Source organism: Bauldia sp. (assembly GCA_037200845.1).
Lineage (GTDB): Bacteria > Pseudomonadota > Alphaproteobacteria > Rhizobiales > Kaistiaceae > DASZQY01.
The window spans coordinates 1659045-1677126 of the sequence record JBBCGQ010000001.1 but is presented as its reverse complement, the minus strand read 5'-3'; the positions used below and the strand labels follow the sequence as shown (position 1 = coordinate 1677126).

Annotated in this window: 10 protein-coding genes and 1 pseudogene; 5 read left to right on the top strand and 6 right to left on the bottom strand. The window is 66.6% G+C overall.

The genetic code is table 11. The annotated features are described in order from the left end of the window. Positions 1 to 6: 6 nt before the first annotated feature. Both WDM94_08070 and WDM94_08065 read right to left on the bottom strand, forming a co-directional pair. Complete coding sequence (locus WDM94_08070) at positions 7 to 864, bottom strand: transferrin-binding protein-like solute binding protein (GenBank protein MEJ0012568.1); 858 nt, start codon at positions 862 to 864, stop codon at positions 7 to 9. 450 nt (positions 865 to 1314) lie between these two features. Beyond that, a complete protein-coding gene (locus WDM94_08065; protein MEJ0012567.1) occupies positions 1315 to 2514 on the bottom strand; it encodes an N-acetylmuramoyl-L-alanine amidase in 1200 nt (399 codons plus the stop codon). A 636-nt stretch (positions 2515 to 3150) separates the two neighbouring features. On the opposite strand from WDM94_08065, the gene WDM94_08060 reads away from it, so the two are divergent. Both WDM94_08060 and WDM94_08055 read left to right on the top strand, forming a co-directional pair. Next, positions 3151 to 5976, top strand: a complete 2826-nt coding sequence (locus tag WDM94_08060; protein MEJ0012566.1) for a ribonuclease E/G — start codon at positions 3151 to 3153, stop codon at positions 5974 to 5976. Positions 5977 to 6095: 119 nt separating this feature from the next. Continuing rightward, the gene (locus WDM94_08055; protein ID MEJ0012565.1) at positions 6096 to 6464 is read left to right on the top strand and encodes an NADH:ubiquinone oxidoreductase subunit NDUFA12; all 369 of its coding nucleotides are present in this window, start codon (positions 6096 to 6098) and stop codon (positions 6462 to 6464) included. A gap of 1450 nt (positions 6465 to 7914) precedes the next feature. Here WDM94_08055 and WDM94_08050 read toward each other — a convergent pair. After that, positions 7915 to 10758 carry a FecR domain-containing protein gene (locus WDM94_08050; protein MEJ0012564.1) on the bottom strand — a complete coding sequence of 948 codons (2844 nt, stop codon included), beginning with the start codon at positions 10756 to 10758 and terminating at the stop codon, positions 7915 to 7917. 525 nt (positions 10759 to 11283) lie between these two features. Beyond that, positions 11284 to 11694, bottom strand: a complete 411-nt coding sequence (locus WDM94_08045) for a FecR domain-containing protein (GenBank protein MEJ0012563.1) — start codon at positions 11692 to 11694, stop codon at positions 11284 to 11286. A 613-nt stretch (positions 11695 to 12307) separates the two neighbouring features. On the opposite strand from WDM94_08045, the gene WDM94_08040 reads away from it, so the two are divergent. Then, positions 12308 to 16093 (top strand): vitamin B12-dependent ribonucleotide reductase, encoded by a 3786-nt coding sequence (locus WDM94_08040; GenBank protein MEJ0012562.1) that lies wholly within the window; start codon positions 12308 to 12310, stop codon positions 16091 to 16093. 197 nt (positions 16094 to 16290) lie between these two features. On the opposite strand, the gene WDM94_08035 is transcribed toward WDM94_08040, so the two are convergent. Beyond that, positions 16291 to 16644: a hypothetical protein gene (locus WDM94_08035; protein ID MEJ0012561.1), complete on the bottom strand. Its 354-nt coding sequence runs from the start codon at positions 16642 to 16644 to the stop codon at positions 16291 to 16293. 395 nt (positions 16645 to 17039) lie between these two features. Between WDM94_08035 and WDM94_08030 the strand changes: the two genes are divergently transcribed. Next, positions 17040 to 17174 carry a hypothetical protein gene (locus WDM94_08030; GenBank protein MEJ0012560.1) on the top strand — a complete coding sequence of 45 codons (135 nt, stop codon included), beginning with the start codon at positions 17040 to 17042 and terminating at the stop codon, positions 17172 to 17174. A 10-nt stretch (positions 17175 to 17184) separates the two neighbouring features. Here WDM94_08030 and WDM94_08025 read toward each other — a convergent pair. Then, positions 17185 to 17439 (bottom strand): annotated as a pseudogene (locus WDM94_08025) (hypothetical protein). Between the two features lie 124 nt (positions 17440 to 17563). Here WDM94_08025 and WDM94_08020 point away from each other — a divergent pair. After that, entirely contained in the window at positions 17564 to 18067 is a 504-nt protein-coding gene (locus tag WDM94_08020) for a DUF1993 domain-containing protein (GenBank protein MEJ0012559.1), read from the top strand. The last annotated feature ends 15 nt before the right edge of the window (positions 18068 to 18082 follow it).

Genomic DNA, 18082 nt, shown 5'->3' with positions numbered 1-18082 from the left:
AAATTTCTACGGTGGCAACTGACCGCCGAATACACCCCCGACCTTCGTCGTATCCCGTTGCAGATCGAAAACGCCTGCGGTCTCAACGTAGTTCGGGCCGAAGAATCCGCCCTTGACCTGTCCGGTAGCGGCCTGACCGCCGAGCGTGAAGCTCGAGCCGGTGTAAGTCGCCTTGTCGGAGGACATCGCGCCGTTGAAGGTCACGTCGACCGTTGAGCCCGTGAAGTCGAGCGTGCCTGCGACCGTGCCGTTGCTGAAGTTCGCCGCAATCGACGATGTTCCGCCATAAGCCGAGGTCGTGCTGCTGCCCGCCACCTGCGTTGCGCCGACGGCCGCCCCGGCGTAGGTCAGCGTGCCGGTCGGAACCGGTCCGGAGAGTGCGTTGCCGCCGAAGCCCGCGCCTTCAGTAGCCGAGGTCGCCGAATCCACCGTCACTTCGAGGCCAGCAAAGCTCTGGCCGCTGGCGCTGGCGCCCGCGATCAGAATGCTTTGGTCGCTTATGTTTGTCGGCTTGAACGCGGCGAAGGCGTACCCGGCGTTGCTCGCCACCACACCGGTGGTCGAATTGTAGACGAACGTCTTCGGTCCGGCGATGGCGCCGCCCTGATTTACCGTGACGGTGACGGTGTCGTCGGTGGGGTCGTTGGGGGTGTTGTTCAGGTTGCGATTGATCAGCGCGGCTCGATCGGGATCGGTCGTCGCATTGCTGAATGAAGTTACCGCGCCGGTTCCCGCATTGAGGGCCGTTGTCGCCACCAGCACTCGAGCGTTTCCGGCGAAGCCGCCTCCGCCGGGGCTGCAGCCGGCGAGTACCAGGGTGCACACGCTGGCTCCCGCTGCCAGTATTCCATAAGAAATTTTCACGTTGACCCTCCTGTTGATCGGTCGCCGTTCGTTCGACCTCTGCCGCCGCCGGCCTGTTGGACGGGGCGCAAAATCAGCGTTCGCCGCGCGGGATGGCCGCGCGCCGTTGCAAGGCTCAAGTCGCACTGAAGAAAGTGACGCCCGCGCCCCGCCGGCCTGGTTGTCCCTGGCCGGAGAACAACTCTAGGACGCTGTTTCTCTTTTGGTCAACTTGGGGGTGTGGAAAAATTAGACATGCGATACGGCTGCAGGCGTCCGCAACCCTTTGCCAAGCAGAGGTCGAACGGACCGACCGCGTCGAGCATAGGCAAACAAAATCAGATGGTTGCCGATGACCACCGTCAGCGGCGAATTAAACTCCTCACGCCAGCCAATGGCGCAGAGAAGGTACAACCGACCGGCGAACGGACATTATTGCTACTGAGAGTTGCCGCGCGGCAACAGGCCAGCCTACGGCTTGGCGCTGGCCGCCGCCGTCGCCTTGCCGAAATACGCGTCGATCGCGCCGACCATCGCGTCGCCGACCTTCCCCTGCCACTCCGCCGAGGCCAACTGCTTCTCGTCCTCGGGGTTGGTCAGGTAGCCCAGTTCCAGCAGCGCCGACGGCACGTCCGGGGCCTCCAGCACCTTGAAGCTCGCCTGCTGGTGCGGAACCTTGAACATGCGTGTCGCGGTGCCGAGATTTTTCACCAGCGCCTGGGCGAAGGCGATGCCGAAGTTGTGGGTCTCGCGCCGCGTCAGGTCGAACAGGATGTCCTTCACCTGATCGGAATCTTGCTGGTCGATGTCGATGCCGGCCAGCGCATCGGACTGGTTTTCCGATGTCGCCAGATCCGCGGCCATCTTGTCGGAGGCTTCGTCGGAGACCGTGTAGACGATAGCGCCGCGCACCGAATTTCCCGGGAACGAGTTGGCGTGGATCGAGACGAACAGCGCGGCGTGCTGGTCGCGGGCGATCTGCACGCGTTCGCCGAGCGCAATGAACGAGTCGTCGCGGCGGGTGTAGGCGACGCGGTAGCGCCCGGTCGCGACCAGCTTGTCGCCCAGCACCTTGGCGAAGGCGAGCACCACGTCCTTCTCCTGCGTGCCGTTCGAGCCGCGGGCGCCGAAGTCAATGCCGCCGTGGCCGGGGTCGAGGACGACCAGCGGCAGGTCGGCGGCACCTTCGGTCTGGCTGTCATCGGTCTTGGCCAGCGCCACCTCGTGGCTGTCGCGATAGGCCTTGGCCGCGTCGGCGAATTTTTCCTTGGTCGTCGGCGTCACCTCGATGACCAGGCGGGCCGGTTGGCCGTTCGCGGCCGGCACCGTGAACTGCTTGTCGATCGACACCGGACCGGTGACGTCGATGACGATGCGCGACTTGCCCTTGGAGATGAAGCCGTAGCGGAAGGCGGAGACCAGTCCCCTGCCCGTCGTGCCGGCCATCTCGGGCAGCACGAAATGGACCTCGGGCAGGTCGACGACGATGCGGTAGGGATCGGCCAGCGCGAAGACGGCGGCGTCGATCGGCGCCGATATGTCCGCCACGAACCGAACCTTGCTGTCGTCGCCGACGACGCGGGCGTCCAGAACATAGGGGACAGCCGCCGGCGCGGCTTCCTCGGCAAGGGCCGGACGGAGCGGCGACAGGGCGACCAACAGGGCTGGCAAAAGCCACCCGAGGGCGGGAAACACAGTCATTCAGCCTCGTTCACGGACGTCGCCCCTGATCGTCCGAGGGCGCATCAATGCCCGCCCTGTTTAGAGGATGCCGGCCGATTGGTTAACCGCTTATTGCCGTGCGGCAAGTCCATCCACGACCTTGCAAAGACTCGGCCCCGCCCCTACAACAAACTTACGGAATTCATCTTTGTCCGTGAGACTTTCCCGTGGTCTGGGCTGCCTTCCCAAGGGTGGCTTGAGTTGCCGCAGAGGAAGGGGGCCAAGGTGTAACGGGCGGTTCTGCCGTGATCATGCGCTGGAATACGGCGCGGTAACCGGAGTGCCCACCCCGATGTCCGCCGGTGTTGCGTCCCTGCGCAAGGGGTCGCTGCCGAATGGCCGGAGCTTGTATCCGCCCCGGCCGGTCACGACATGAAAGCCACGGCGCACAATGCACCGACATACGCCACCCTCCCACGCGACCACCGCCCCGGCGTTTTCCGCCGGCGGGAAGGTGTCGCTGGTGGCAAGCGGTGCCCGCGCCCCCATCCATCACAGACAAGCCGGTCCCTCCCGTGGTGTCGCGTTGCGGGCGCATAGCGCTCGACGGCGGCTAAGTGGGCGCGGCCGTGGAGATTTGGTTCCATGCCCAACAAGATGCTCGTCGATGCCGCCCACCCCGAGGAGACGCGCGTCGTCGTCCTCCGCGGCAGTCGCGTCGAGGAATTCGATTTCGAGTCCGCCAGCCGGAAACAGCTTCGCGGCAATATCTATCTAGCCAAGGTTACGCGGGTCGAGCCGTCGCTGCAGGCGGCGTTCGTCGATTACGGCGGGAACCGTCACGGCTTCCTCGCCTTCTCCGAAATTCATCCGGACTACTACCAGATCCCGGTCGCCGACCGGCAGGCGCTGATCGAGGCGGAGGAAGCCGAGATCGCGGAGGCCGAAGCACGTTCGGCTGAGCGCGAACGCGGCGGCCGCGGGCGCAACCGCGGACGGCGCAACGGCGGCGACGCCGCGGCGGCCGACGCCGGCGAAGGTGCATCGGTCAGCGAGTCGCCGGCCGACGATGCCGGCGACGAGAAGCCGACCGAGATCAACGGCGAGGGCCAGGCCGACGGCGATCGCGAGCACGACGACCACGACCATCAGCACGATCACGACGGCCACGATCACGAGCATCACGACCACGAGCACGCCGTGGCTGCGTCAAGCGAGGCCAGCGCCGGCGAAGCGTCGAACGAGTCGAACGGCAACGGCCGCGACGACGGCGACCATGTCGTCAGCGACGACGTCGTGGAATCGGTCGGCGCCGAGGATGCGCTGGAGGAACTGCCGGAGCGCCGCCGTCCGCGCGCCCGCCAGTACAAGATCCAGGAAGTGATCAAGCGCCGGCAGGTTCTGCTGGTGCAGGTCGTCAAGGAAGAGCGCGGCAACAAGGGCGCGGCGCTGACCACCTATCTGTCGCTCGCTGGCCGCTATTCGGTGCTCATGCCGAACACGGCGCGCGGCGGCGGCATCAGCCGCAAGATCACGTCGATCACCGACCGCAAGCGTCTGAAGCAGGTCGTGTCCGACCTCGAGGTGCCGCCCGGCATGGGCGTGATCCTGCGCACCGCGGGCGCCTCGCGCACGCGCGCCGAGGTCAAGCGCGACTTCGAGTATCTGCTGCGCCTCTGGGAAACCGTGCGCGAGCTGACGCTGAAGTCGACGGCGCCGACGCTGGTCTACGAGGAAGGCTCGCTGATCAAGCGTTCGATCCGCGATCTCTACAACAAGGATATCGACGAAGTCCTGGTCGCCGGCGACGACGCCTACCGCGAGGCCAAGGACTTCATGCGCATGCTCATGCCGAGCCATGCGAAGAACGTGAAGCCGTACAAGGAAGGCCAGCCGATCTTCGCGCGCTCGGGCATCGAGACGCAGCTCGACGCGATGTTCTCGCCGCAGGTGACGCTGCGCTCCGGCGGCTACATCGTCATCAACCAGACCGAGGCGCTGGTTTCCATCGACGTGAACTCCGGGCGTTCGACCCGCGAGCACAACATCGAGGACACGGCGCTCCAGACGAACCTCGAGGCATCGGAAGAGGTCGCGCGCCAGCTCCGGCTCCGCGATCTCGCCGGCCTCATCGTCATCGACTTCATCGACATGGAAGAGAAGCGGAACAACCGCTCGGTCGAACGCAAGTTGAAGGACGCGCTGAAGAACGACCGCGCCCGCATCCAGGTCGGCCGCATCTCGCATTTCGGCCTGCTCGAAATGTCCCGCCAGCGCATTCGCACCGGCGTGCTCGAGTCGACCACGTCGGTGTGCCCGGTCTGCCAGGGCACGGGCCATGTCCGCGCACCGGCTTCGGTGGCGCTGCATGTGCTGCGCTCGCTGGAGGACCAGCTCCTCAAGGGCGTCACGCACGACCTTATCATCCGCACCAAGACGGTGGTCGCGCTCTACATCCTCAACCAGAAGCGCGCGACGCTGGCCGAACTTGAGCAGCGCTTCGGCCTGACGATCACGGTTTCGGCCGACGAGACGATCGCCAACGGCGCGCACTTCGTCATCGAGCGCGGCGAGCCGGTCGAGGTGCGCGAGCGGCCGACGTTCACGCAGGTGACGCCGGCCTCGATCGAGCCGGACGTCGCCGACGCCATCGAGGTCGAAGGCGAGAGCAACGTCGAGGAGATCGAAGAGGACAACGACGCGCCGCAGGGCGAGCGTGAGTTCATCGGCGAGGATCGCGGCGGCGAGGAGCGCGGCAGCGAAGGCGGCGAAGGCCAGCGGCGCGGACGCCGCCGGCGGCGCGGCCGCGGACGCGGCGGCGAGCGCTTCGAGGGCGGCCAGCGCCCGCAGGGCGAATTCCGCAACGACCAGCCGCGCGAGCCGCGCCCGGAAGGCGACGCCATCGCGGCGGAAGCCGGCGACGGTGAAGCGGTGCACAGCGAAGGCGGCGAGCGGCCGTTCAACGGTGGCGGTAACGGCGGTGGCGCGACGGAGCTTGGCCCCGACGGCCTGCCGCGGAAGCGTCGGCGCGGACGTCGCGGTGGTCGCCGCGGTCGGCGCGGCCGCAACGGCGAGGGTGGCGCGCCGGGCGAGAACCGTCCGTTCGACGCCGACCGGCAGAACGGCGAGCACCGTCCGCAGATGGACGCGCGCCCGCCGCGGCAGGATGCTCCGCCGCCCTTCGAACCCAGCGGCAACTTCATCCGCCGCGACACCTTCGAGGACGAGATCGACACCACGCCGACGCTCGACGCGCGGCCGGCCTTCGAGGCGCCGCGGCGCATCGACCTGCCGGAGACCTCGCTGCCGGACGAGATCGACACGACGCCGCAGCCGATCGAACGGCCGAGCGAACTGCGCTCGGAGCAGCCGGCCGAGCCGGCGCCGCCAGCGCCCAAGCCCGAGCCGGAGGTCGAGGACCCCAGCCGGCCGAAGCGCAGCGGCTGGTGGCAGCGCAAGTCGTTCTTCTAGTTTCCGGGCGCCCACGGTTTGACCATCAAACCGTGGGCGTTCTTTCAAATGGGGCGCGACAAATGCCGCGTCCCCCCTCCCTTGGACACCGACACCCTGATCGGCTAGTCAGAGTCCCCATGAAGCAGTTTCTCCTGCAGTTCTTCACGTGGTGGAACGGCCAGACGCTCGGCACGCGCTTCTACACGTGGCGCAAGGGCAAGCCGGTCGGCACCGACGAGGCCGGCAACCGCTACTACACCGACGGCACGCGGCGCTGGGTTGTCTACAACGGCCCCGTCGAGGCCTCGGCGATTCCGGCCGCCTGGCACGGCTGGATGCACTTCCGGCAGGACAATCCCCCGGGCGACTACGCAACGCGCGAATGGCAGAAGCCACACCAGCCGAACCTTACCGGCACGGCACAGGCCTACCGCCCGCCGGGCTCGATCCTGCGCGCCAAGCCGACAACGCCGGGCGATTCCGACTACGAGCCGTGGACGCCGTAGTTTTGGGCTGAGGCTTTTTCCTAGGGCTCCGATCGTACCGGCGCGTTCCGCGCCGGCGTCAGGCGCGCGCGGCCGGGCCAAGCCTCGCTCGGCGCCGAAGCTGAAACTCAGAGCTACCCTCCTCTCCGCTTTCCCCCGCGAAAGCGGGGCCCCAGGTCCATCACGCAATCGCGGCGCCGGCGTCACGTCACTTCTCGGGTCTTCGCCTGCCCGGGGGAAAGCTGAGGATGGTTGCGACCCGCATCCGGATAGCCAGAGGGTGGTCACGGCCGGCGATGGAGGCAGCGACGGAGCCGCACCCCCTCCGCTTCGCCCGCGAAAGCGGGGCCTAGGCCCCTCGTGCAAACCGTGACATCGGATCAGGCCACTCCACCTGGATCCCCGCCTCCGCGGGGAAAGCGGAGAGTGGGTGCGACCCGCGCCCGATACAGGTGGTCGCGGGCCGGCGATGGAGCCGTGAGCCGCACCCCTCCGCTTCCCCCGCGGAGGCGGGGCCCAGGTCCCTCGTGACACCGGATCAAGCCACTCCACCTAGATCCCCGCTTCCGCGGGGAAAGCGGGGGGGGTGCCGCCGGCGTCCGGATACAGGTGGTCGCGGCCGGCGATGGAGCCGTGAGCCGCACCCCCCGCTTCCCCCGCGGAGGCGGGGGCCCAGGTCCCTCGTGACACCGGATCTCAAGCCACTCCACCTAGATCCCCGCTTCCGCGGGGAAAGCGGGGGGTGCCGCCGGCGTCCGGATACAGGTGGTCGCGGCCGGCGATGGAGCCGTGAGCCGCACCCCTCCGCTTCCCCCGCGGCGGCGGGGGGCCCAGGTCCCTCGTGACACCAGATCAAGCCACTCCACCTGGATCCCCGCTTCCGCGGAGAAAGCGGGGGGTTGCCGCCGGCGTCCGGATACAGGTGGTCGCGGCCGGCGATGGAGCCGTGAGCCGCACCCCTCCGCTTTCCCCGCGGAGGCGGGGGCCCAGGTCCCTCGTGACACCGGATCAAGCCACTCCACCTGGACCCCCGCCTTCGCGGGGGAAGCGGAGGGGGTGCCGCCGGCGTCCGGATACAGGTGGTCGCGGCCGGCGATGCCGCAAGCCGCACCTCCTCCGCTTCCCCCGCGAAAGCGTGGGCCCAGGTCCCTCGTGACACCAGATCAAGCCACTCCACCTGGATCCCCGCTTCCGCGGGGAAAGCGGGGGGTGCCGCCGGCGTCCGGATACAGGTGGTCGCGGCCGGCGATGGAGCCGCAAGCCGCACCTCCTCCGCTTCCCCCGCGAAAGCGGGGGCCCAGGTCCCTCGTGACACCGGATCAAGCCACTCCACCTGGACCCCCGCCTTCGCGGGGGAAGCGGAGGGGGGTGGCCCCCGCGTCAGATCAGAAACAAGGTGGTTTGCGTCCCGCGCCCAGATGAAAAAAGGGAGGCCATTTGGCCTCCCTTTTTATTTCACCCGCCAAGGCGGCTAGCGGCCGCGGCCACCACCGTTGCCACCGTTGCCACCGTTGCTGCCGTTGTTACCACCGCCGTTTTGGCCGCCGCCATTCTGGCCACCGTTCTGCTGGCCCTGCTGCCCGCCGCTCTGGCCCTGCTGGCCCTGCCCTTGCTGGCCCTGCCCGTTCTGGCCTTGGCCATTCTGGCCCTGCTGGCCCTGACTCTGGCCTTGGCCGTTCTGGCCCTGCTGGTTCGGGTTGCCGCCCGAGCTGTTGTCGCCGCGATGGTCGTCGCCGTTGCCATCGTCGTTGCGGCCGGGCGGGTTGCCGTTCGGCGCGTCGTTGCGGTCGCCGGGCTGCGGCTGGTGCTGATCGTCCGGCTGGTCGTGCTGGTCGGGGCGATCGTTTCCGCCACCGTTGCCGTTCCAGTTGCCACCGCCACCGTTGTTGTTGTCGCTCGGCTGCTGCGCGGGCGGCGGGTTCTGATCCGGAGCCGGGCCGGCATCGTCGTGATGCTGTTCCGTCTGCGGCGGCGCGGGATCCTGTGCCGGCGGCGCGTAGCGGTTGTCGTCCGCGGGCGGCGTGGCATCGGCCGGCGGCGCGTCGTGCTGTTCGGCCGGCGGCTGTTGCTGCTGCTGGTCGGCGGGCGGCGTCGCATCGGGCTGCGGCGGCGCGTAGCGGCTATCGTCCGCCGGCGGCGCCTGGTCCTGATCGTGCTGCCGTCCGCCCGGCGGCGTGCGGTCATCATGCGACGGCGGATTGTTGTCGCCGTAGCGCTGATCGTCGTCGCCGTTCCGGTCCTTGCCGTCGCGGCCGCCCGACGACTGGTCGGGCTTGCCGTGCTGGTCCTGCTGCTGATCGTGCTGCGACTGCTGGCCCGGCGGCGTGTGGTCGTCATGCGACGGCGGGTTGTTGTCGCCGTAGCGCTGATCGTCGTCACCGTTCCGGTCCTTGCCGTCGCGGCCGCCCGACGACTGGTCGGGCTTGCCGTGCTGGTCCGGCTGATCGTGCTGCGACTGCTGGCCCGGCGGCGTGCGGTCGTCATGCGACGGCGGGTTGTTGTCGCCGTAGCGCTGATCGTCGCCGCCGTTCCGGTCCTTGCCATCGCGGCCGCCGTTCGGCTTCTGGTCCTGCTGCCAGCCGCCGTTGTCCGACGGGTGCTGGTCGTTCGGGCCGGAGGTGTGCTGGTCAGGACGATCGCGGTGCTGATCGTCGTCCTTCGGGCCGTTGCGGCCGTCATCGCGCGGACCAGCGTTGCGATCGCCGTCCTTGCCCTTCCCATCCGGGCCGTCGCGGTGCTGATCGTTGCCGCCGCTGCGGTCGTCACCCTTCGGGCCGTCGCGATGATCGAACGGACCACTGCTGCGGTCGTCGTCCCTGCCCTTGTCCTTGCCGGAGGGCGGGAAGCCATGATCGCCCTGCTCGCCGCGCGGCTTACGGTCGTCGCGATCCTTGCCGTCTCGGTCCTTGCCCTTGCCGTCGCCGTCGTACTGGTCGCGATGGTCGAACGGCCCCGTGTTGTGATCGTCCTTGTTGCGACCGCGGCGGTCGTCGTCGTCCTTGCCGAACGGCGGGAAGCCGTGCTCGCCCTGCTCGCCACGCGGCTTGCGGTCGTTGCGGTCCTTGCCGTCACGATCCTTGCCGTCGCGGCCCCAATCCTTGCCCTTGTCCTTGCCGCCGCGATCGTCGCCGTATGGCGGGCGGTCGCGGTGGTCGGTGTCGGGCTTGTCGAAACCGTGCTTCCAGTCGCGGCCATGCGGACCGCGCTCGTCGCGATGATCGTCGTCGCGGACGTCGCCACGCGGCTTGTCCTTGCCCTTGCCGTGGAAGTCGAAGGCGACGTGCTGGTCGCGGCCGTCCTTGTCCTTGTGCTTGAACCACGGCCCGCCGTCGTGATCGGGCCTGTCGCCGATGTGCTGCGGCTTGTCGCCGAAGTGGAAGTGGAACGGCTTGTGCTCGCCCTTCCGTCCGGGGCGGACGTCGTGGTCGTGGTCGTGCTCGTGGTCCTTGTCCTTATGCTTGAACCACTTGACGTGCTCGACGTGCGGGAACGGATCGCGGACGTGCTTCGGCTTGTGCGGCCAGTGGATGCCCTTCCACGGATGGTCGTGCTTGACCTCGCAGTGGCGCGGGGGCGGCGGCGGGCACGGATTTTCCTCCGTCGGCGGCGTCGGCTGCTCCGGCGGCGGCGGCGTGGCGCCGCTGTCCTCAACGGGCACCGTCAGCGCGATGTTGCCGCACGTGCCGGTGTGGACGTGGAATTCCTCCATCAGGCCTTCCTGGCTGCGGACGTAGCGGAAGTACCAGTTGAGGTCGCGGTTGCGATCCTCGCGCCCCTTGACGCGGTGAACCATGTCCTCGTCCGGCGGCACGACCGACAGGCCGCAGGCGTCCTGGACCTCGACGCAGGTCTGGCGCCACTTGGCGTACTGCGCCGGGTCGGTCGGGCGGCGCGTGCAGATGCGCGTCTTGCCCTCGAACTGGACGACGCGGGTGGTGCCGTCCCGGCGGTCGACGTCGAAATCGAACTCGGTGCCGCGCACGCCGATGGTCGCGGTCGGCGTGGTGATCGAATAGGCGTCCTTCGGGCTGTTGCCGGTGATGAAGCGGAAGGCGCCGGAGACGGCGTTCAGCGAGATGTCGCGCGCCGTGCCGCTGTCGTTGAAGACGAAGGCGTCGATGACGAGATTGGAGTTGGGCCCGACGACGAGATGGGTGTTGTCGCGGAACTTGATCTGCGCTTCGCCGGAGTTGCCGGTGACGATCTTGTCGCCGGCGTAGACCGGCGCCTCGGCCTGCAGGATCTGCTGGCCCGTCGTTCCGTCAATCTGGGCCGACTGGACGACGGCGAGGACGACCCCGCTCGGCGCTGCCATCGCGGCCGGTGTGCCGCCTCCCACAAGGGTCGCAAACAACAGACCCAGTACCACCCGGCGCAATAGCATCGCGGCATCTCCCGTTCGAAGGCGCCGCATCTCCTAAAGGGAGCGAATTTGGTATCACGCGTTTACGCTTCGCTAACCCTCTTCCTTAGGACTCGGTTAACGACGTTGGCGCGCCGCGGATTTTTCGGGGGGCGTCACTCGGTGCGCGTTGGTGGCAACGGGCGGACGTTGAGACACACCCCCTCCCCAAACCGCCTTTGGCGGTTTGACCTTCCCACAAGGGGAGGGTTCAAAAAGCGGAGTCCGGATTGCGCAGCGAGGATGAGCCCTCCCCTTGTGGGAGGGCCAAAACCGCATCGCGGTTTTGGGGAGGGGTGTCTCTCGGCGAATGGGGTGAAGTTAGGTATGGGAGTCTTGGGGTGAAAAGTCCCTAACCCCTCACCCTTCGTCTCTAGTTCGCTTCGCTCTCAAGAGACGAGGCCCTCTCCCTCAGGGAGAGGTGACCAACCGGCGCCCCTACCCGCGCACGCCGATGGTCGCCGTCGGCGTCGTGATCGAATACGCGTCTTTCGGGCTCTTGCCGGTGATGAAGCGGAAGGCGCCGCTGACCGCGTTGATCGAGATGTTGCGGGCGGTGTCGTTGTCGGAGAAGACGAACGCGTCGATGATCATCATCGAGTTCGGACCGACGACCAGCTTGGTGTCGTCGCGGAACTTGACCTGCGCCTGGCCGGTCGGGCCGGTGATGATGTGGTCGCCGGCGTAGACCGGCGCCTCGATCTCAAGCGTGCGCTTGCCGGTGCTGCCGTCGGCTTCCGACTGCTGCACGACCGCCAAAACCACGCCGCTCGGCTGCGCGAATGCGACGCTGGAAAGGCTTGCCGCGACAAGGGCCGCGGAGAAAACAACAGCCGGAATGGTACGCATGCTCGGTCCCCCGATTCGCCCGCCCACGTCGCGTTCCTGATCAACATTTGTATCATGGGATGCAACCCGAATCCTGCCGATTCTAGTGGCAGGTCGGCAACAGCGGCGCGGAGGTCACTGTAAACGCTTGCTCTCAGACGGTGCCGGTTATCCCCGCTACCCTTCGGATCAAAAATCGGACCCGGCGCAAGGGGATTTTTCGGGAGCGTTCGCGTTGACGGTCCCGTCCGACTCGCCATAGCGTCACTCAAGCGTCATGATTTTGACGCGGGGCGCGTTGGGCCCCGTCCTACCAAAAATAGGTGCGAGTTAGAGCTCGTTGCGGGCGTTTTCGCCACGCTTCGGGATAGGGGCAAGTGCCTCTTTTCCGCTGTGGATTCGGCGAAGGCGGCTAACAACGAGATAGTGGAAATCGTTCCTGGTAACGCTATATTTAGTGTTCGTGCCGATGATAGGCACAAGAGCTGGGGGTTTCAGCCCAGCCAGGGCGGCGGACAGAGTCGGGTACCGGTTAGGTTCAGGACGGGTTTCAGACGGAATCCATAGGGATCAATTTGTTCTTTGCCGGGTGACGGCAGGGATCGCCATTTCGGAAGGTTTTGGGGCAACAATCATGCGGATCGAACGGCGCTACACGAAGGCTGGCCAGTCGGCTTACGACGGCATCGAGTTTCGGACGACCAAGAGCGAGATCAAGAATCCCGACGGGTCGATCGTGTTCAAACTCGAGGGCATCGAAGTGCCCGCGACGTGGAGCCAGGTCGCCGCTGACATCCTCGCCCAGAAGTATTTCCGCAAGGCCGGCGTGCCGACGCGGCTGAAGCGCGTCGAGGAATCGACCGTGCCGTCGTGGCTGTGGCGCTCGGCGCCGGACGACGCGGCGCTGAAGCCGCTGCCGCTGCCCGACCGCACGACCTCGGAACACGATTCGCGGCAGGTATTCGACCGGCTTGCCGGCACCTGGACCTACTGGGGCTGGAAGGGCGGCTACTTCAACACCGAGGACGACGCGCGCGCCTTCTTCGACGAGCTCCGTTACATGCTGGCGACGCAGAAGGCGGCGCCGAATTCCCCGCAGTGGTTCAACACCGGCCTGCACTGGGCCTACGGCATCGACGGCCCGTCGCAGGGCCACTTCTACGTCGACCACCGCACGGGCCGCGTCTCGGCCTCCGAGTCGGCCTACGAGCATCCGCAGCCGCACGCCTGCTTCATCCAGGGCATCGAGGACGACCTCGTCAACGAGGGCGGCATCATGGACCTGTGGGTGCGGGAAGCCCGCCTGTTCAAGTACGGCTCGGGCACCGGCTCCAACTTCTCGCGGCTGCGCGGCGAGGGCGAGAAGCTTTCCGGCGGCGGCAAGTCGTCCGGCCTGATGTCGTTCCTCAAGATCGGCGACCGCGCCGCCGGCGCCATCAAGTCGGGCGGCACGACGCGCCGCGCCGCCAAGATGGTGGTCGTCGACGTCGATCACCCGGACATCGAGAAGTACATCAACTGGAAGGTCCAGGAGGAGCAGAAGGTCGCCGCGCTGGTCACCGGCTCCAAGGTCGTCGCCCAGCACCTCAAGGCGATCATGAAGGCCTGCATCAACTGCGAGGGCCCCGGCGACTCGTGCTTCGACCCGGCGAAGAACCCGGCGCTGAAGCGCGAAGTGCGCGCCGCCAAGAAGGCGCTGGTGCCGCAGAACTACATCCTGCGCGTCATCCAGTTCGCCAAGCAGGGCTACACCGACATCGACTTCCCGATCTACGACACCGACTGGGACTCGGAGGCCTACCTCACCGTCTCCGGCCAGAACTCGAACAACTCGGTGCGCGTCACCGACGAGTTCCTGCAGGCGGTCGAGAGCGGGGGAAAATGGAACCTTAACGGCCGCGTCACCAACAAGGTGACCAAGACGCTCGACGCCCGTGCCCTCTGGGAAGACATCGGCAACGCCGCCTGGCAGTCGGCCGATCCCGGCATCCAGTTCCACACCACGATCAACGACTGGCACACCTGCCCGGAGTCGGGGCCGATCCGCGCCTCCAATCCGTGCTCGGAGTACATGTTCCTCGACGACACGGCGTGCAACCTCGCCTCTATCAATCTGCTGCAGTTCCGCAATGAGGACCGCAGCTTCGACGTCGCCTCGTTCGAGCACGCCTGCCGCCTGTGGACCGTCGTCCTCGAAGTCTCGGTGATGATGGCGCAGTTCCCGTCCTACCGGATCGCGCAGCTTTCCTACGAGTACCGCACGCTCGGCCTCGGCTACGCCAACATCGGCGGCCTCTTGATGTCGAACGGCGTGCCCTACGACTCGAAGGAAGGCCGCGCCATTGCCGCCGCGATCACGGCGCTGATGACCGGCACCTCCTATGCCACCTCGGCCGAGATGGCCGGCGAGCTCGGCGCCTTCCCGGGCTTCGCCAAGAACCGCGACTCGATGCTGCGCGTCATGCGCAATCATCGCCGCGCCGCGCTCGGCCAGTCGTCGGGCTACGAGGGGCTGCACGTCAATCCCGTCCACCTCGATACGGCTTCCTGCCCGGACGTCCGGCTGGTCAGCCACGCGCAGGAGGCTTGGGAGCGCGCCGTCTCGCTCGGCGAGATCCACGGCTACCGCAATGCGCAGGCTTCGGTCATCGCGCCGACCGGCACGATCGGCCTCATCATGGATTGCGACACGACAGGCATCGAGCCGGACTTCGCGCTGGTGAAGTTCAAGAAGCTGGCCGGCGGCGGCTACTTCAAGATCATCAACCGCGCCGTGCCGGAGGCGCTCCGCGCGCTCGGCTACGCCGAGCACCAGATCGCCGAGATCGAAGCCTACGCGGTCGGCCACGGGTCGCTCCGCCAGGCGCCGGCGATCAACCATGCGACACTGCAGGCCAAGGGCTTCACCGAGGCGGCGCTGGCGAAGCTCGAGGCCGGCCTCGCCTCGGCCTTCGACATCAAGTTCGCCTTCAACAAGTGGTCGCTCGGCGAAGACTTCCTGAAGACGATCGGCTTCAGCGATGCCGATCTCAACGACCCGGCGTTCGACCTGCTCGCCCGGCTCGGCTTCTCGAAGAAGGACATCGAGGCGGCGAACCTGCATTGCTGCGGCGCCATGACCCTGGAAGGCGCGCCGCATCTCAAGACCGAGCACTACGCGGTGTTCGATTGCGCCAATCCGTGCGGTCGCCTCGGCAAGCGTTTTCTCTCGGTTGAGAGTCACATCCTGATGATGGCGGCGGCGCAGCCGTTCATCTCGGGTGCGATCTCCAAGACCATCAACATGCCGAACGACGCGACGGTCGAGGATTGCAAGAACGCCTACATGACCTCGTGGAAGCTGGCGCTGAAGGCTAACGCGCTCTACCGCGACGGCTCCAAGCTGTCGCAACCGCTCAACTCGCAGCTCCTCGCCGACGACGAGGAAGATGCCGACGAGGCGGTCGAGCAGTTCATGGCCAAGCCGATGCCGGCGCGCGTCGAGCAGGTCACCGAGCGGATCGTCGAGCGCATCATCGAAAAGGCGGTGCGCGACCGCGAGAAGATGCCGAACCGGCGCAAGGGCTACACGCAGAAGGCCAACGTCGGCGGCCACAAGGTGTATCTGCGCACCGGCGAATACGACGACGGCCGCCTCGGCGAAATCTTCATCGACATGCACAAGGAAGGCTCTGCCTTCCGCGCGATGATGGATAGCTTCGCCATCGCCGTATCAGTCGGCCTGCAGTACGGCGTGCCGCTGGAAGTGTTCGTGGAGGCCTTCACCTTCACGAAGTTCGAGCCGGCCGGCCTCGTGCAGGGCAACGAGACCATCAAGAACGCCACCTCGGTGCTCGACTACATCTTCCGGGAACTGGCGATCTCGTATCTCGACCGGCAGGACCTCGCGCACGTCAACCCGGGCGACATCAGCGCGACCGGGATCGGCGCCGGCGAGAACCAGACCAAGGCGGCGCCGGAAGCCGCGGTCTCGCACGGTCTTGTCCGCGGCCGCCGTCCGCGCCTGGTCGAATCGGGCGCCGACGCCATCGGCCGCGCGCGCGACACCGACGCCCCGCCTCCGGGCGTGGTGACCGCCCGCACCTCCAGCAACGTCACCTCGATCGGGGCGACGGCGCTCAAGCAACGCGAGCAGACCGAGCAGCAGATCCGCGTCGGCCTGGCGGAACTCGCCCCCGCCGCGATCGCGGTGCCCAAGGCAAAAGCGATCGAGGCGCCGCGGGTGGAAGCCAGAGCCGAGACGGCGAAGCCGGCCATCACCGCGAAGGCCGACGGCCCGTCAAAGGCGGAACGCTCCAGCGCAGCACGGCTCGCCGGCTATCAGGGCGATGCTTGCGGCGAGTGCGGGAACTTCACGCTGGTCAGGAACGGGACGTGTCTCAAGTGCGACACGTGCGGCAGCACGACGGGGTGCTCGTAGCGAAACTATCTGAATGAGTGGAGTTGTGTATGACCACGTACACGGTCGCGGACTATGATCGGATCGCCACGGACCTACGACTTCGGCTAGGTTTCGAAGCGCAAATTTTCCTGGATCCATTCGAGGTCCTCGCTGCCTTCAAACAGCGAGGCCTGATCACTGATTTTATTTCGAGATCCGATTCAGAGATGCCGGGTCTAGAGGGTCATTTTGACGTCGAGACAAGGGTCATAAGCTTCCCCGAAACGACATTGATGGGGGCTAAGAGGGGTGATCGACGAGCCATATGGTCGATATTCCACGAGCTTGGCCATGTGATCTTCCGGCCCGCCCGATCCCGCAATCGAAGCAAGGCTCGATCGTTGGTTGAACGAGTCGTACCCGCGATCGTTCGAGACGAGCGGGCGGCTGACAGTTTTGCAGCCGCTTTCGCCGCTCCATATGACCGCTCTGAATATACCCCGCAGACCACTGCGGCTGATATCGCCGCTCGGTTTCGGTTGAACGACCGCGCCGCCACGATACGCCTCGCAGAGCTCGGCGAGATTCATCGGAAGAGGCACCACGTTGAACGGCGGCTTCCATCGACGGCGATTCGCTTTCTAGAAGAAGGCCGTTCCAAGGGACACCACATCACGAGTCTCCCTGCTCGACTGGAAGCTGCGCCCGAGCTTTTCCCTGCGTTTCTCGGACCGCAATGCACCTCGTGTGGCGAGCCGGCCTTATATGACGTCGGCAGCACCCGGGCCCTTTGCGCAAATTGCCGTTCAAATGGGCACCGCTTTCAAGATGGCGACCCTCTCTAGAACTCGAGGGTGGTACTGCGCTGCTTTCGTTTCCACCCCCCAACCTTAACCAAACCCTAAATACACCCCAGAAAAATCATCACAAATTCCGGTTGCAGCCTTATCCGCCCTGCAACATCTGACAGGGTATCCTCCCCGTCATGACATACGTGTTTGGCTCCATCATGGGCGTGTTCGTCGGGTCCGCCTGGGACATCGCGAACAACCACGGCTACTGGATCAACATCCTCGGCCGCGGTGTGCTGCACGCCATCAAGGCCGTCGGGCTGGCGTGAGCCTCGCGCCTCAGGGCGTCGCGGGCGGCGGCAGTTCGCCGCCGATCTCCACTGCCTTCGTTTTCTTGTCGTAGACGCAGATCGCCGCGATGTCGTTGTCGGCGCCCTTCGCCTTGCCGCGGATGAGGGCGAGGCCGTAGCTCGACGAGCCGAACGGATCGACCGTCGCCGCCGGATCGGCGAAGAGGTCGGCCGCCGCCTTCAGGCATTGCTCCGCGACGTCCTTGCGGAAGGCTTCCCACGCGTCGTCCGATGAGGCGCAGGCGGGGCGCGGCGCCGATGAGCGCCAGAGCCGTCACGACGGCGATACTTCCGATCTGTTTCATGCTCGTTCCGTTCCTCCGGCGATGGTAGCCTCGCGCCCCTCGCCCCCTCCCCGGATTCATCCCATGCCCTTTTCCACCTACGAAGTCACGGTGCCCGTCTATCGTGGCCTGATCGCGACCTTCTCGAAGACGCTCGACAAGGCGGTCGCCTATGCCGACGAGAAGGCGTTCGACGTCGCCATCCTCGTCGCGGCGCGGCTTTATCCGGATATGTATTCGCTGGTCGAGCAGGTCTTCGCGTTCACCAACCACATGGTCCGCGGCACGGCGCGGCTCGCCGGCGTTCCGGTGCCGAAATACGAGGGTCGGAGCGAGGGCATCGACGACATCAGGGCGCGCCTTGCGTGGACCCTGGCGCACTTCGACGGTCTCACCGCGCAGCAGTTTGCCGGCGCCCACGAAAAGACGATCGTGTTCCCGGCCGGCGACGAGGAGAAGCGGATGTCGGGTTCCGACTACCTGCTCACCTTCTCGCTGCCGCATACCTATTTTCACGTCACCATGGCTTACGCGATCCTTCGGCATAACGGGCTGCCGCTGAACAAAGACGACTTCATGCCGGCCTGACGAAGGCGCCGGCCA

Excerpts from the sequence above, each read along its gene's own strand:
- WDM94_08055 (MEJ0012565.1), top strand. The coding sequence starts at position 6,096 with ATGAAGCAGTTTCTCCTGCAGTTCTTCACGTGGTGGAACGGCCAGACG.
- WDM94_08035 (MEJ0012561.1), bottom strand. The coding sequence starts at position 16,644 with ATGAATCTCGCCGAGCTCTGCGAGGCGTATCGTGGCGGCGCGGTCGTT.
- WDM94_08030 (MEJ0012560.1), top strand. The coding sequence starts at position 17,040 with ATGACATACGTGTTTGGCTCCATCATGGGCGTGTTCGTCGGGTCCGCC.
- WDM94_08050 (MEJ0012564.1), bottom strand. The coding sequence starts at position 10,758 with ATGGCAGCGCCGAGCGGGGTCGTCCTCGCCGTCGTCCAGTCGGCCCAG.
- WDM94_08020 (MEJ0012559.1), top strand. The coding sequence starts at position 17,564 with ATGCCCTTTTCCACCTACGAAGTCACGGTGCCCGTCTATCGTGGCCTG.
- WDM94_08060 (MEJ0012566.1), top strand. The coding sequence starts at position 3,151 with ATGCCCAACAAGATGCTCGTCGATGCCGCCCACCCCGAGGAGACGCGC.
- WDM94_08040 (MEJ0012562.1), top strand. The coding sequence starts at position 12,308 with ATGCGGATCGAACGGCGCTACACGAAGGCTGGCCAGTCGGCTTACGAC.
- WDM94_08045 (MEJ0012563.1), bottom strand. The coding sequence starts at position 11,694 with ATGCGTACCATTCCGGCTGTTGTTTTCTCCGCGGCCCTTGTCGCGGCA.